The organism is Oceanospirillum linum, assembly GCF_001995095.2.
Taxonomy (GTDB): domain Bacteria; phylum Pseudomonadota; class Gammaproteobacteria; order Pseudomonadales; family Halomonadaceae; genus Oceanospirillum; species Oceanospirillum linum.
Map to the genome: position 1 here is coordinate 225,271 of NZ_MTSD02000002.1, position 15,401 is coordinate 240,671.

Genomic DNA, 15,401 nt, shown 5'->3' on the forward strand with positions numbered 1-15,401 from the left:
GCGGGATCAGTGGCATACCATGACCCGAACCGCCCGTAGCCCGCGATTGATGGCCCATATCAGCGAGCCCTTTGTCGAAGTTGAAACGGGAGACGCCCATCGCCTGGGGCTGGAGCAGAACCAGCTGATCCGCCTGCAGGGGCGTCAGGGAGAGTTTCTGGGACGGGTAAAGATCAGCCATCAACTGAAACAGGGTTCACTGTTTGCACCGATCCACTGGAATAACCGCTATACCAAGGCGGGCAAGATCGACAGTCTGGTTAACGCCTTAACCGATCCGGTTTCCGGCCAGCCTGAGTCGAAACATGCTCCGGTTCAGGTTGAGACAACCCGCATGCGTAGTTTTGGCTTTATGGTTCTGCAGCATCAAACTGCAGCGACCGGTACAGGTATGAGTACAGCTACGCCATCGCTAAAGACCGGCGAGTTTCCCCATGAGCTGGATTACTGGAGCAGAATCCCACTGAATCAGGGTGATTGCTTTGAAGTAGCCCACTCATCCGAGTTACAGAATACCCCGCTCTGGCAGCAGCACCTGCAGACGGAGGGCGACTGGCTGCACTACGAAGACCCGGCTCAGGATATCTACCGTGCCGCCTGCTTTAAGGGCGATATTCTGCAACAGGTGCTGATCTGCGCCGGTGAAATGAACCACCTGCCGGATCGGGAGTGGATCAATAGCCTGATCGGGCAACCGGTTAACCCGGAGGAACGACTGGCCCTGCTCTCAGGCCGCCAGAGTGAAGGTAACGCTCAGGGTAAAACCGTATGTGCTTGTTTTCAGGTGGGCGAAAATGCGATCCGCCAGGCAATTACGGAAGGCTGCGACAGTGCTGAATCACTGGGCAAACAGCTTAAATGCGGCACCAACTGCGGTTCCTGTATTCCCGAGCTTAAGGCGCTAGTGAATGAGCAGAAGGCGACATCAACAGAGCAGACAACCGACGCCGCCTGACATTGAAATCAGAGCAGGCTGATTTTATTAACCAGCACCCAGGCGTCCTGCCCCTCTCTGAGCTGCATCCTGTGAATCTGTTGTTGCGTTAAGCGCAGCAACAGTTTCTGGGCTGGGTACACGAAAGCATCCGTGACAGAGCCTACAGAATCAGGCAGAGAGTCAGAAGCTGAGAACGCAAGACTCAGAGTAACGCGGTAACAAGCCCCCGCCTGCTGCAATAACATATCATCCTGCGGTGATTCAACGGCTATTTTATCGATCCGTACCGCCAGCTGATTCTCACAACTGGTGCCTTCAAGACGATGGTGCGACAGAATCAGATCCCGGGCTTCGATCCGCAACCGGACTTCCTCCCTGATCTCACCCTCTTCTAGCGGCCAATCCCTGTCCGGGGTAACGCAGAGCAACTGAGAAGTGCCTTTCAGCCTCATCGTGACATGAGGCATCGAACCAGCCTCCAGATCCTGTTGTGAATCAGGTTGTAGTGCAGATTCTGCCGCCGGTTCAACAACGGCATCTAACAGATTGGGTATCGTCTCTCCCTGCATACCCGGCAGTTCAGTGCGGTGCAAAAGCTCTGAGATAGCCCCTCTCGCTATGATCTGCCCAGCCTCCATCAGCAACATCTGGTCTCCCAGTACAACGGCTTCTTCAAGAGAGTGAGTCACGTAGATAATGGGCAGACTAAAACGACTACACAGTCGGTTCAGATAGGGCAAGATCTCACCTTTACTGGTGTTATCCAACGCCGCCAAGGGTTCATCCATTAACAGCAGGTCAGGATTGGTCAGCAGCGCAGCAGCAATGGCAATCCGTTGGCGCTGACCGCCGGAAAGCTCTGCCGGATAACGATCAAGCAGAGACTCAAGCTGCAACAGCGCAATCAGCTCATCCGGTGAAATCCGACGCCTCTGATCTGGTATCCGTTGAAAACCAAACAGGAGGTTTCTGCGCACATTCAGATGGGGGAAAAGACTCGCTTCCTGAAACACATAGCCCAGGGAGCGATGCTGCACAGGCATCGTCTGCCCGCCATTCAGCCAGGACTGTCCGTTAACACGAATCTCTCCGACCGTCTCCGGTTCAAGTCCGGCTATGGCTCTGAGCAGGCTGGTTTTACCGCAGCCGGAACGGCCAAACAAAACCGTAACACCGCTATTCACGGGCAGTTCAAAGTCTGCCTGCAGACAGAATGCGGCTCGTTGCAGGTTGATCCGACAGGATATCGTCATAGAGTTTTATCCTGCCATCTGAGGAGTAAAACGGCGATTCAGTGCAAACACCAACACCAGCAACAGTAACGACAGCAGAATCAGCACCAGTGACAGACTGTGGGCGGCGGCATAATTCATCGATTCCACATGATCATAGATGGCAATAGAGGCAACCTGTGTACTGCCGGGTATATTGCCGCCAATCATCAGAATCATGCCAAACTCACCCAGCGTATGGGCAAAGGAGAGCACGCCAGCGCTGAGAACCCCGCGGCGCGACAGAGGCAGCACTACATGCAGGAAAGCATCCATCCGGCTGGCTCCCAGGGTCGCCGCCAGCTCAAGCATACGACCTCCGGCGCTGGCAAAAGCATTCTGCATCGGCGGTACCACAAAGGGTAGCGAGAAGATCATCGACGCCAGCACCATACCGCTAAAGCTGAATGCCAGGTGCCCGATTCCCCATTGCTCCAGAGCCCGCCCCAACCAGCCCTCCGGCCCTAACAACATCAGAAGATAAAAGCCCATCACCGTCGGAGGTAAAACCATCGGCAGCGTGACCAGGGCTTCGATCAGTACCTTAAGCCCAGAGCGGCTATGGGCCAGCCACCAGGCCAAAGGCGCCGATAACATCAATAACAGCCCGGTACTGATCACCGCCAGCTTAATGGTTAGCCACAACGCATTCAGATCCTGGGGGCTCAACACCGTAGCACTCAGAACCATAACAAACACCGCCTCCCGGCACCGCGCTTTTCAGCAAAAAGCAGCATTACCATGCGGCCTTAGGGAAACCGCCCGCCAGCAACAGGTCTCTCAGACCAACCTGATAGCCTGAAGCCGCGATTAGCGCACGGGCCTGCTGGCTTTGTAGCCAGTGCATAAAACGGAGGGCCGCTTGAGGCTGCTGACTGCGCGCCAGCACCACCCCCTGCTGAATAATCGGCGGGTAAAGTGAAGGGTCAGGGACCCAAAGGGAACCCTTACCCGCAATAACCGGATGGTGCGCCTGGGAGAGAGCAATAAAGCCCATAGGCGCAGCCCCTGAGACCACCTGAAACAGGGTCTGACGGACGTTACCGGTGCGAATAAGCCGCTTTTGAGCCTCCAGCGTCCGCCAGAGCCCCTTCTTGCTCAGCAGCTGCTGGGCCGCCAGACCATAAGGAGCATTAACCGGATTGGGTAGCGACAGGTGCTGAAACGTCCCCGAGTGCAGCACGGCACCCTCCCGATCCACCTGTAAAGGATCATCGGACCAGAGCGCCAGTAGCCCTCTGGCATAGGTACGGCGGGAACCGGGGAGAATAACCCCCTCCTTCTCCAGACGTTCGGGGCGATTCTGATCCGCTGACAGAAACAGGTCGTAAGGGGCACCATGACGGATCTGGGCATAAAGGCCACCACTGGAACCACTGATAATCATCAGACGGTCACTCTGTTGATTGTGATAAACCGCTGCCAGCTGCTGAAGCGTACTGAGAAAATTCGACGCAACCGCAACCCGAACCTCAGCAGCATGGGCTGGCGAGCTAAAAAGCAGCACCAGCGTCGTCAGAACACCCAAGAGAGCGCCGAAGTTATGGAAACGATACGGCAGATCGCGAATACCCTGTTGAGCCAAAATACTGATCATGATGGGCCTCTCTCAATGGAACAGGGTTGATCTTGTTACAGATGATCAGAAAAGCCGGATCTCTGATCGATACCGGCTCTTGCGGATTATTGCGGGTTATTGTGTTACTCACAGATGTTATCGCATCTAAACCTTAAGCCGGACCTCTCCGTGCTCAATCTTTGCAGCCCAGGTTTTAAGGCTGATCTTACTATCCTCCAGACAAACGCCGTCGCTTAACCGGTAATGATGCTTATAAAGGGGTGTCGCCAAAAAAGGCTCTCCATGGCGGTCTCCAATTAACCCTCTGGCGTTGAGAAAGGTATCGCTCAGGGGGTCATAGTTTTCCACCGCATAAACCCGGTTCATCGCCGGCAACCAAAACAGGGCGACCTGTATCGCATTGGTACCGCAGGGTGATGGCAGCAAAGCAGCCACCCCGGAGTTGGCCACCAGGTCACCGGTCTTACAAAGCGTTTGCCATAGAGCACTGTTATGAACTTCAATCATGATGCAACCTCCTCAACGGGAATTAACCGGGTTACTTTTTCTTCCGGGCGGGCGGGGCGTATCTGCTGACGCTCCTCAACAAACTGAATATGGGGGGTCCGCCACACCACTGTTTACAAACGGGCGGAAACGTTTCAGTTTTTCCGGATTCTCCAGTGTGCTCTTCCATTCACACTGATAGCGATCCACCACGCGCTGCATATCCGCCTCCAGAGTCTCTGCAATACCCAGACTGTCCTTCAGAACCACGCTCTGCAGATAGTCCAGACCACCCTCCATATTTTCCATCCAGCGTGCCGTGCGCTGCAGACGGTCAGCTGTGTGTACATAGAACATCATCAGGCGATCAATAATACGAATCAGCTCATCATCGCTCAGATCGGTGGCGAACAGGTCTCCATGGCGGGGCTTCATCCCACCGTTACCGCAGGTATAAAGATTCCAGCCATTTTCCGTGGCGATAACACCAAAATCTTTACTCTGAGCCTCTGCGCACTCCCGTGTACAGCCGGAGACCGCTAACTTGATTTTATGGGGCGCGCGAAGCCCCTTGTAGCGCTCTTCCAGTAAAATCGCCATACCGACACTATCCTGCACGCCATAACGGCACCAGGTACTACCGACACAGGATTTTACGGTGCGCAGAGACTTTCCGTAGGCATGACCGGTTTCAAAGCCCGCGTCCACCAAACGTTTCCAGATCGGGGGCAGCTGTTCCAGACGGGCACCAAACAGGTCTACCCGCTGACCACCGGTAATCTTGGTGTATAGATTAAAGTCTCGGGCAACTTCACCAATCACAATCAGCTTGTCCGGTGTGATCTCACCACCGGCGATACGGGGGACCACAGAATAAGTACCGTCTTTCTGCATATTGGCCATAAAGGCGTCGTTGGTGTCCTGCAGACTGACGTGGGGGGATTCCAGAACATGCTCGTTCCAGACCGAGGCCAGAATGGAGCCCGCAGTCGGCTTGCAGATCTCACACCCTAAGCCTTTACCGTGTTTTTCCAGCAACTCATCAAAGGTTTTGATACCGCCTACCCGGATCAGATGAAACAGTTCCTGACGGGTATAAGCGAAGTGCTCACAAAGATCAGTATTCACCTCGATGCCTTGGTTCGTAAGCTCGGCGTTTACCACATCTTTCAGCAAGGCCGCACACCCGCCACAACCGGTGCTGGCTTTGGTCGCATCTTTGACTTCCGCTACCGAGCAGCAGCCGGAAGCCACGGCATCGGTAATCTGACCTTTGGTCACATTCAGGCAGGAACAGATACTGGCGCTATCCGGCAGCGCATCCACACCCAACATCGGGGCCCCACCGGAGGTCTCCGGCAGAATCAGCCCAGCGGGTTCCGCCGGTAGTTCGATACCATTCAGGGCGTACTGCAACAGGGTGTCGTAACGACTGTTGTCCCCGACCAGCACAGCACCCAACAGCTCTTTTTTGTTCTCAGAAACCACAATTTTGCGATACACCTGAGCATCTTCATCCTGATAACGGTAGGTTTTCGCCCCTGGAGTACGGGCGTGGGCATCACCAACGGAGCCCACATCCACCCCCAGAAGCTTCAGCTTGGTGCTCATATCCGCACCGGTGAACGTTGGTGCATCCGGCGTCAGCGTACCCGCCGGTACAAGCTGATCCAGCAGATGGTGAGCCGCGACCTTCGCCATCTGATAGCCTGGCGCAACCAAACCGAAAACCTGGCCGCCCCAGAGTGCACACTCCCCGATTGCCAGAATCGAAGGATCGGAGGTCAGGCACTCTGAATTGATCTCAATACCGCCGCGCTCCCCCACCGTCAGACCGGAGCTTCGGGCCAGCTCATCCTGGGGGCGAATACCGGCAGAGAAAACGATCAGATCCGTTTCCAGATGGGATCCATCGGCAAAGTTCATCCGATGGCGGCACACGTCACCAGCCACAATATCCTGGGTTTGCATACCGGTATGTACCTGAACCCCCAGGTCCGTAATACGCTGTTTCAGAGCGGCACCCCCTTCAGCATCCAGCTGAACCGGCATCAGCCGAGGCGCAAACTCCACCACATGGGTTTCCAGGTCAAGTTCACGCAGGGCATTAGCCGCTTCCAGGCCCAAAAGACCTCCGCCGATGACCACCCCTTTACGCCCATCTCCGGCGTAATCCCGGATCTGATCCAGATCTTCCAGTGTCCGATAAACAAGGCAGGCGTCACGATCGTGACCGGGAATGGGCGGTACAAACGGGAAGGAGCCCGTTGCCAGCACCAGTGCATCATAGGCGTAGCTACGACCCTTATCTGTGGTCACCTTTTTGCCCGCCCGGTCGATTGTCATCACCTTCTCACCGGGATAAAAGTGAACACCCTGCGCCTGATAGAACTCCGGCTCACACAGGGCCAGTGACTCAGCATCTTTACCGGTGAAATACTCGGAGAGATGAACACGGTCATAGGCACGATGGGGCTCTTCACCGAAAACAGTGAGGTCAAGGTTCTTAACGGCTAACGCCTGGGTCTGCTCCAGCAGGGATTCAACAAAATGGTGGCCCACCATACCGTTACCCACCACAAGAACCTTAAAAGCCGCTTTCTTTGTCTGATCTGTCGTTGTATGCGCTGTGTTCATCATCACGTCCCGCCTTTTTTCGTGCTGCCAGGTCTAAGACCAAACAGCAGGCAAAAAAAAAGCGCTCATCAGCACATGAAACCATGTGAGATGAACGCCTTTGTTCAATAAGGTAGATTCAGTTTTTATGCGGCCTGTTTCTGTTCAGTCAACTGCACAGAAGATCGGCTGCTTTTGTCTTACCTAATTGCACGGCTTGTACCAGTTTTTGAAAAAGCCTTTTAAATCAGATAGCTAGATATTATTTTGAGGGTTTCACCCCCCCTCTGAGCCAGCGAAACCGCCCCAGACTGGTGCGCTGCCGCACTATTCTGCCCCGGTTATGCGTTTTAGACTTTGTAACGAGCCCGCAAAAACGCCCGCCAGTCATCATCCAGCGCCTGCATATTGCGGTGACGGCGGGATTCAAGGTGTCCCTGACGGTCTTCCGGTGAGGCAAAAGGCCCGGTTTTGCACCAGTTGCAGTAGTGCTCAGATACCGGTTCTCCCACGGGATGCGTTGGCGGCGTGAGCTGTTCCATCAGCTGCTGATCCGGGTGGGAAGCCCCAGGCGTTACACTCCAGTAGTAAGTGGTTCCTTTGGTGCCTCGAATCTGTTTATCACGATCCACGTTACGAATCCGGTAACCCTCAAAAGCACTTTGCTGAAACGGGCACATGCCCAGCAGTTCAACCGGCTTGCCCTGATACTCCAGTCCAAGATGGATACCGCACTCCAGATCCCACTGACTGTAGGGTTTCAGGTCTTTGGAGCTGATCAACGCCAGCTGTGCGCCATCAGGGTCAAGAAAGAAGCTGAAGGCGTGTTGCAGATAGAGGCGCAGCAGGCGGCGATTCAGCAGATTGGTGGTCAGGCCACCGGCCTGTTCAAACTCTGCTTTACTGGTAAAGGAAGGAATCAGGGGAAACTGAAAAATCAGCGCATCAAAGCGGCCTTTCAAACTCTCGGGCCAGGTCGCACTGCTGGTGATATCCAGACCAGTGACCACCTCACTACCCTGCTGTTTCAGCTCAAAAAAAGCACAATCCTGATATTTGGCGAGCAGCTCCCCCTGCTGATCCAATACACTGGCGGTGACCGAGCCCTGACAGCCAGCCGTCTGTGCCTGCATCTGGTTCAGTGACAGTGAAAAGGAGAGATCGCCATCCCCTACGGTAAGAATGCGCCAGTTTGGATCGAGATACATGAAAAGCCCTTGCAGAACAGCCAAGGCATCCGATAAAAATGGAGAACCGGACACCTGAAAAAGGCGGGATTCTATCAGTTATCGGATTCGACAACCCCCCCCTAATGCGATGAGGTTATCGTTTTTGTGTTTTTTCGTGAAACAAGTCTGCGGAACAGTCTGAAAACACGGTTCTCCGCAAAGCCATCACCTAACACCAGCATACAAGGGGTCAGTAACAGGGTCAGAACCGTGGCAAAGGTCAAACCACCGGCAATGGCGCTGGAGAGCTGGGTCCACCATTGGGTCGATGGAGCCCCCCCAACCCAGACTATGCTCCACCAGATTGACATTCACACCTAACACCATCGGCATCAGGCCCAGCACCGTCGTCAAAGCGGTAAGTAGCACCGGTCGCAAACGCATACACCCGGTTTCCAGCGCCGCTTCAAATGCTCCCAGACCTCCGGCACGAATACGGTTATAGGTATCGATCAATACAATATTGTTATTCACCACAATGCCAGCCAGGGCAATAATGCCCATACCTACCATCACAACACCGAAAGCCTGACCGTTAATCAAAAGCCCCAGCAGAACACCTGCCGTTGAGAAAATAATGGCAGATAACACCAGCAGGGTCTGATAGATGCTGTTGAACTGAATAATCAGAATCAGCATCATCAGCAGGATGGCCACTAAAAAAGCCCCCATCAGAAAGACCATAGATTCTTGCTGATCGGCATCTTCACCGCCAAAGGTCACGGATACGGTATCCGGCAACTCATCCAAGCGTCCCTTCAGGGCAATCAGGCGCTCGTTCACTTGCTCACCTTCAGCCACATCACCGGAGATGGTAATCGTACGTTTGCCATCCAGGCGACGCAAAATACCGGTCTTAGGGGCCGGGGTCAGGGTGACAAAGTTACTCAGAGGAACCTGACCGTAGGGGGTGTTAAGACTCTGTCGATTCAACTGGTCCAGAGTACGGGCATACTCCGGCAGGCGAATACGGATATCCACCTCATCACTGGCATCCTCAGGTCGGTAACTTGCCAGTTTCAGGCCGTTACTGACCAGCTGAACCGCATTACCCACACTGGATATCGTTGCACCATATTGAGCGGCTTTAGCCCGATCCACTTCAAAGCGCCACTCAATACCCGGTAGCGCCCGATCATCGTTCACATCGGCAAAACCACCCAACTCATCCATCATCTGACGGATCTGAGCCACCGCTGCGTTAATCTCCTCAGGATCATTGCCACTGATACGCAGCTCAACCGGCTTACCGGATGGGGGGCCACCTTCCTGCTTACGGAACTCCAGAATCACGCCGGGAATATCCTGAGTGCGCTCACGCATCTCATCCAATATCAGGTTCGCCGGTCGCCGTGCCTCCCAGTCGGTAAAGCGGAACTGAATCACACCGATCACATCTTCCGCCAGTTGGCCACCCGCCGCTGCAAAGGAGCGGGCATACATCGCCTCCACCTCTGGCATACCATACAAACGGTTTTCAATTCGCTGCAGCAGGGCATCTTTCTCATAAACAGAAAAATCCCCCAGAGTACGCACCTGAAGCTGGGCCGATTCAGGCTCAACATCAGGGAAAAATTCCATGCCGTGGTTAAACTTGCCGTAGGCCGCATAGATTGCGCCCATCAGTACCAGCATCAGCACCAGGGTGCTCGCGGGAAAGCGCAGGCAAAGATTCAGAATACGGCGATAAACCTTACCGCCACCGGACTGATTCTGAGCATGATTCATATCGATATCACTAACCGTAGGACGCTTATCCCTATCCAGCGATTCCCGTCTACCGAAGACCTTGCCCATCACCGGCAAAAAGATCAGCGCCATCGCCAATGAAGCAAACAGGCAGATCATGACGGTTGCCGGCAGATATTGCATAAACTCTCCCATCACTCCCGGCCAGAAGAGTAAGGGCAGAAAGACCATAATGGTGGTCAGGGTCGAAGCGATAATCGGCCATGCCATACGGCTGGCGGCATGGGCCCAGGCATCGTTACGTGAAAAACCTTCTTTTTGATGACGGTCTGCCAGTTCTGATACCACAATGGCTCCATCCACCAGCATCCCCGCCACCAGGATTAAAGAGAAAAGAACAATAATGTTCATGGTAAAGCCCAGGGATGACACCACCAGAATCCCGGTCAGGAAGGCTCCGGGAATCGTCAGTCCCACCAGAAAAGCAGCACGGGCACCCATCGCCGCCAGCATAATAATCAGAACCAGAATAACAGCGGTCATCACATTATTGAGCAGATCCGATAGCATGCTCTTCACTTCTGAGGACTGATCCATCAGATAGCGCACCTGCAAATCTTTCGGTAATTGAGGTTCTGCCGCTTTAAATAGCGCCCGCACTTTATCAACGGTATTGATAATATTGGCTCCGGCGCGCTTCTTAATCTCCAGCACGACCCCAGGCTGACCATTAATTCGGGCAAACCCTTCCGGATCGGTAAAGGTGCGACGGATCGTCGCCACCTCTTTAAAGGTCACCACCGTCTGGCCGGAAACCTTGATCGGCATATTCATCACATCTTCAAGATGTTCGATCACCCCGGGAATCTTCAGGGTCATGCGGCCAGCACCGGTATCCAGGCTTCCGGCGGCCACCAGCTGATTGTTGTTACTCACCAGGGCGTAAAGATCGGCGTAATCCAGGTTATAGCTGTCCATCGCCTGAGGGTCCACCACGATCTCCAGCAGGTCTTCCCGGTCGCCTGCGATATCAACCTCAAGGATTTCCGGAATACCCTCCAGCTCCTGCTGCAGACGGCGGGCGATATAAATCAGCTGCTTCTGGTTGACGGGGCCGGATAACCCCACAGACATCACCGGAAAGAGCGCCACGTTGATCTCATGCACCGTCGCTTCATCCGCTTCTGCAGGAAGTTTTGATTGAGCACTATCAACCTTTTCCCGGACGTCCTGCAGTGCCGTTTTTGGGTCAAAGCCAGCATCAAACTCCAAAGTGACGGAAGCATGACCTTCTCCTGCGATGGCGGTCATCTTCTTAATGCCTTCCAGTGAACGCAGCTCCTGCTCCATGGGGCGGGCCAAAAGGCGCTCGGAATCCGCCGGACTAATGCCACTCAGGGTCATAGAAATATAGATAATGGGAATGGTAACGTCAGGATTGGCTTCCTTTGGAATCGTCTGATAGGACGCAATACCACCAACGACCAACATAATCAGAACAAAAAGCGTGGCCCGGCTTCGATTCATCGCCGCCCGAATCAGGGTTTCCATATCAGTTTGCTCCGCGCGCAATCACAAGCTCAGAATCATCACGGCTGTAGTCGGTGACGGGGGTATCGGTACCGGAAATATTCACCACAGAAACCGTCTGGCCATGGTGAACAAAGCCTCCGCCCAGACTGATAACCGACACTTTATCCGGTAGCCCTGTGATCCAGGCTCCATCTGTACCGGTACTCAGGAGACTAACCGGGGCAAACACCACTTTATTCTGTGCATCGACCCACTTAACCCCCAGTTCACCTTTTTCATTCAAACTAAGCAATGCCGGCGATAGTTTATGGGCAGGTACACTTCCCAGATGAATATTCAATGTCGCACTGGCACCTGCGATCCGAAGCTGATCAGGGTTTTCCAGTGCCACTTCAATAGGAAAACCTCGGGTTGAGGGGTCCGCAGCGCTGGCCACAAAACTGACAGAACCCTCCAGCTGACGCCCATCTAATAATGCGACTTCAACCCGCTGGCCTACAGCCACATGAATCACATCCTGCTGCGGCACCTGAGCGGTGACCTTCAGGCGATCAATATTTACCAGCAACCCCCACTCCTCACCTGGTGTCATGTATTGCCCAAGCTCTGCATCCAGCTGATCGACGACACCATCAAAAGGGGCTTTTGGTACAACATGATCCAACTGCTGCTGAGCCAGAACCAGGCCTGAACGCGCACTTTCCAGTTCACTTTCAAGGCTCAGAACGGCAGTCTCAGTTTGCAGGTTGGTTTTATAGAGCTTACGGGCGCCTTTTAACTCAGCTTCTTTCAGGCGCACACTGGCCTTAGCGCTATGTAACTGAGCCTGATATTCACTCCCGGACAACCGAATAAGAGGCTCCCCCTGTGAGACCCGGGCACCCTGCTGTACCAGTAGCGACTCCACAGTTCCCGACACCTGAGCCCTAAGCTGAACACGACGCCACGGTTCAATCTGCCCCTGAAGGACTGTTTCGCGGTCATAGAGGGAGGCTTCCGAAAGCTGGACCTCTACCTGGGGCAACGTGACCTCAGGCTTGGAGTTCCCTGAAGCTTCAGGGGCTTCAGCCAGTGCCGTATCTATCCGGGCTGTCAATGCCCAACCTACAAAGCCCACAACAGCAACTGCTGCGGCAACATGCGAAAGTTTAATATTCACTGGGTGCAATCGTCCATCGGGATGCAGAGGCCCAACCCTGAACGGGCTGGCTCAAAAAAGTTTCAGGTGAATCATGACAAACATCTCAGGCTTTATCTCTTTTTTTTGCCCTTTATTGCCATTTTTCTTATAACAAGAAAACATACCGGAAAACAAACTCAGACAAAAAATGAATAACCATATTACTTATCAATTAAATCGATTAACAAAATAGATTTAATTCATTTTTCAGATTTAAAAACGAGCACATAATAACCCTGAATTTTTTGTGACTCAGAGCGTTATTTATGCCTTTTCTATTTCTCATCACATTACTTGCTATCACACTTGCCAAACACCCTTTTTTAATAGAGCTTGGTCTTGGCAGCTTACCACTCGCTATCCTGCTCGGCATGATCTCAGGGGCTCTTTTCCGCAGCATAGGTTTTAACCAGTCAGCCTCACAGCCTTCCAGAGGCAGTCTTTTCTGCCAGCAGAAACTGCTGCGACTGGGGATTATCTTACTGGGTTTTGGCCTGACTTTTCAGCAAGTTGCCGCTTTGGGTTGGCAAGCGTTTGTGATCGATGTGGTCATCATTAGCTTGGTACTTTTAGTGGGTATTACTGCCGGCATTCGCTTTTTGGGAATGAGTCGGGAGCTAGCGGTACTGACCAGTGTCGGCAGCGCTGTATGCGGCGCTGCTGCAATTATGGCAACAGAGCCTGTTGTCAAAGGCGGGCACCGTCAGGTTTCCGTTGCCGTAGCAACCGTAGTGTTGTTTGGCAGCCTGTCCCTGCTTATTTACCCGGTTCTGTTTAACATACTGCATATAGCGCCGGAACAGTTTGGTATTTTTATCGGTAGCACCGTGCATGAGGTTGCCCAGGCCGTGGCCGCCGGGCAAACCATAAGCCCTGAAGCCTTGCAAACAGCGATTATGACCAAGCTGATTAGGGTTCTCTGCCTTGCCCCTGTGGTGGTTACATTAGGTATGCTGCTATTCAGAGATAAGCAGACCAGCCCCGATAACAATACAAAAAAGCTACCGATCACCATTCCCTATTTCATTATTTTTTTCGTACTGGCGGTTATGGCAAACAGCCTGGTTTCTCTACCGGAAACCGCCCATGACGTGATCCACTTCACCAGCCAGTTCAGCCTGACCATCGCGATGGCCGCCATGGGGTACAACACACACTGGAGTACATTGCGGGAGGCCGGCTTAAAGCCTCTTCTGCTTGCGGCCCTGCTGTTTGTACTCTTAATAAGTGCAGGTTTAGGCCTGAATCTGGTGCTCTATACCTGAGTATAGCTAGCTCAAAATATGCTTAACCGGCTGCAGTGGCACAGGAGGCTTTTCACCCAGAGCTTCCGCCACTGAGATTTCATTCACTCGACACATCGCTTCCAAAGGCAGATGGTTTGCCCCTTCTTTGGTAAATGGGTATTCAAGCTCCTCTGACAAGGTGTCCAAACCAAAGAAACAATACGCCACCAGAGTTGTAAAAAATGGCGTCAACCAAAGCGCATTACCCACCAAGCCTAATGGTAATAAAAAGCAGTAAATATAAGCCGTGCGATGAGCCAATAACGTAAAAGCAAACGGCATGGGTGTATTTGCTAAACGCTCTAACCCGGCCTGAACTCCAGCCAGTGCCGTCAGGTGTTGATCCAGCATATTAACGGCTATAGTATCCAGTCGCTTTAACTCGTGTTCTTTAGCAACAATTCGGGCCATCTCTCGTAAAATTGCATCTGCTGGATTTGCTGACTGCATCAGCTTTGATGTGGTTTTAGCATCCAGCAAACTTGCGATGGCCGGGCCGGAATCAGAGTCCGGGCGCAGGCTTTGACACATAGCATGAGAAAATGCTGCGGTTAGTTTGAGCAAAGGACGACGGGCACTGTCCGGCATCAGAAGTAACTCCGTAGCCCGGCCAATTGCCCGTGTTTCATACACCAGGCTGCCCCAAAGTTTCCGACCTTCCCACCAGCGATCATAAGCAGCGTTATTGCGGAACCCCAAAAAAAGCGACAGGGCAATTCCCAGCAATGTAAAGGGTGTCAGGCTGAACTCCGGTAGCTCAAAGGTGTGGTACTGGTAAATAAAGACGATACCACTTGAAAAAAGAGCCAACAGGATCATCTGTGGTAAAACACGGGGAACCACAGAACCGCGCACGGTAAATAAGAGAGTAAGAAATCCAGCTCTTTTATGAATGATCACAATAACACCTCAGTATAGACAGCAACATAAAATGGCAGCAGTTTAGCACTAAACAAGAGGCGGCCCTATGCCATCAAAACAACAGGGTTTAACCGAATGGAAAGATCCTGTACCTTGGCTCTCCATACAGATAAAAGCCTAAGGTTGGTCATGTCACGAATCGCGATTTTTGCTGATATTCAGAACATCTATTACACCACCCGCCAGGTATTTGGACGCTCGTTCAATTATCGCTATTTTTGGCAGCGGATAAGTCAGGAAGGTGATATTGTTAGCGCTACAGCTTATGCCATCAATAGTCAGGACCCAGGCCAACAGAAGTTCCAGCAAGCCCTGAAACACATCGGCTTTACGGTAAAACTAAAGCCGTTTATCCAAAGGAGCGATGGTTCTGCAAAAGGTGACTGGGATGTGGGGATCACTCTGGATCTCTATGAGCAGGCACCTGACGTGGATAAGGTGATTCTGCTGTCCGGCGATGGGGACTTTGATCAGCTTCTGGAGCGGGTCAAACAAAAGTTCGGCACGCAAACCGAAGTTTATGGTGTTTCTTCTCTAACCGCCAACAGCCTGATTCAGAGCTGTGACCATTTTAATGAGATTAGCCAGGAGATGCTGGTTTAGGTATCTGCCAGGGGGATATCGGCTAACACGAAAGAGACAGGCTGGCGGTCAAACCAGCCAAATCTACAGTT

At 52.9% G+C, this 15,401-nt stretch carries 11 protein-coding genes and 1 pseudogene; 3 read left to right on the forward strand and 9 right to left on the reverse strand.

Translation table 11 applies throughout. From position 1 onward, the window contains the following. Positions 1–19 precede the first annotated feature (19 nt). The gene (locus tag BTA35_RS18795) at positions 20–955 is read left to right on the forward strand and encodes a molybdopterin dinucleotide binding domain-containing protein (RefSeq protein WP_338013003.1); all 936 of its coding nucleotides are present in this window, start codon (positions 20–22) and stop codon (positions 953–955) included. An 8-nt stretch (positions 956–963) separates the two neighbouring features. Here BTA35_RS18795 and modC read toward each other — a convergent pair whose 3' ends face one another. The 8 genes and pseudogenes from modC to BTA35_RS06175 form a co-directional block, all read right to left on the reverse strand. Then, on the reverse strand, positions 964–2,190 hold the full coding sequence (gene modC, locus BTA35_RS06140) for a molybdenum ABC transporter ATP-binding protein (RefSeq protein WP_078318946.1): 1,227 nt from the start codon (positions 2,188–2,190) through the stop codon (positions 964–966). A gap of 6 nt (positions 2,191–2,196) precedes the next feature. Next, positions 2,197–2,898, reverse strand: a complete 702-nt coding sequence (gene modB, locus BTA35_RS06145; RefSeq protein ID WP_078318947.1) for a molybdate ABC transporter permease subunit — start codon at positions 2,896–2,898, stop codon at positions 2,197–2,199. 46 nt (positions 2,899–2,944) lie between these two features. Beyond that, on the reverse strand, positions 2,945–3,805 hold the full coding sequence (modA, locus tag BTA35_RS06150) for a molybdate ABC transporter substrate-binding protein (protein ID WP_078318948.1): 861 nt from the start codon (positions 3,803–3,805) through the stop codon (positions 2,945–2,947). A gap of 126 nt (positions 3,806–3,931) precedes the next feature. After that, positions 3,932–4,294: a nitrite reductase small subunit NirD gene (gene nirD / locus BTA35_RS06155; protein ID WP_078318949.1), complete on the reverse strand. Its 363-nt coding sequence runs from the start codon at positions 4,292–4,294 to the stop codon at positions 3,932–3,934. A 75-nt stretch (positions 4,295–4,369) separates the two neighbouring features. Further along, entirely contained in the window at positions 4,370–6,913 is a 2,544-nt protein-coding gene (gene nirB, locus BTA35_RS06160; protein WP_338013004.1) for a nitrite reductase large subunit NirB, read from the reverse strand. Positions 6,914–7,239: 326 nt separating this feature from the next. Continuing rightward, positions 7,240–8,097 carry a Rossmann-like fold-containing protein gene (locus tag BTA35_RS06165; RefSeq protein WP_078318950.1) on the reverse strand — a complete coding sequence of 286 codons (858 nt, stop codon included), beginning with the start codon at positions 8,095–8,097 and terminating at the stop codon, positions 7,240–7,242. 101 nt (positions 8,098–8,198) lie between these two features. Further along, positions 8,199–11,358 (reverse strand): annotated as a pseudogene (locus BTA35_RS06170) (efflux RND transporter permease subunit). A gap of 1 nt (position 11,359) precedes the next feature. Further along, complete coding sequence (locus BTA35_RS06175; protein ID WP_160055045.1) at positions 11,360–12,499, reverse strand: efflux RND transporter periplasmic adaptor subunit; 1,140 nt, start codon at positions 12,497–12,499, stop codon at positions 11,360–11,362. A gap of 287 nt (positions 12,500–12,786) precedes the next feature. On the opposite strand from BTA35_RS06175, the gene BTA35_RS06180 reads away from it, so the two are divergent. Continuing rightward, positions 12,787–13,785 carry a YeiH family protein gene (locus tag BTA35_RS06180; protein WP_078318952.1) on the forward strand — a complete coding sequence of 333 codons (999 nt, stop codon included), beginning with the start codon at positions 12,787–12,789 and terminating at the stop codon, positions 13,783–13,785. Between the two features lie 6 nt (positions 13,786–13,791). Here BTA35_RS06180 and BTA35_RS06185 read toward each other — a convergent pair whose 3' ends face one another. Beyond that, positions 13,792–14,706, reverse strand: a complete 915-nt coding sequence (locus BTA35_RS06185; protein ID WP_078318953.1) for a bestrophin family protein — start codon at positions 14,704–14,706, stop codon at positions 13,792–13,794. A gap of 150 nt (positions 14,707–14,856) precedes the next feature. Between BTA35_RS06185 and BTA35_RS06190 the strand changes: the two genes are divergently transcribed. After that, on the forward strand, positions 14,857–15,330 hold the full coding sequence (locus BTA35_RS06190; RefSeq protein WP_078318954.1) for a LabA-like NYN domain-containing protein: 474 nt from the start codon (positions 14,857–14,859) through the stop codon (positions 15,328–15,330). Positions 15,331–15,401 lie beyond the last annotated feature (71 nt).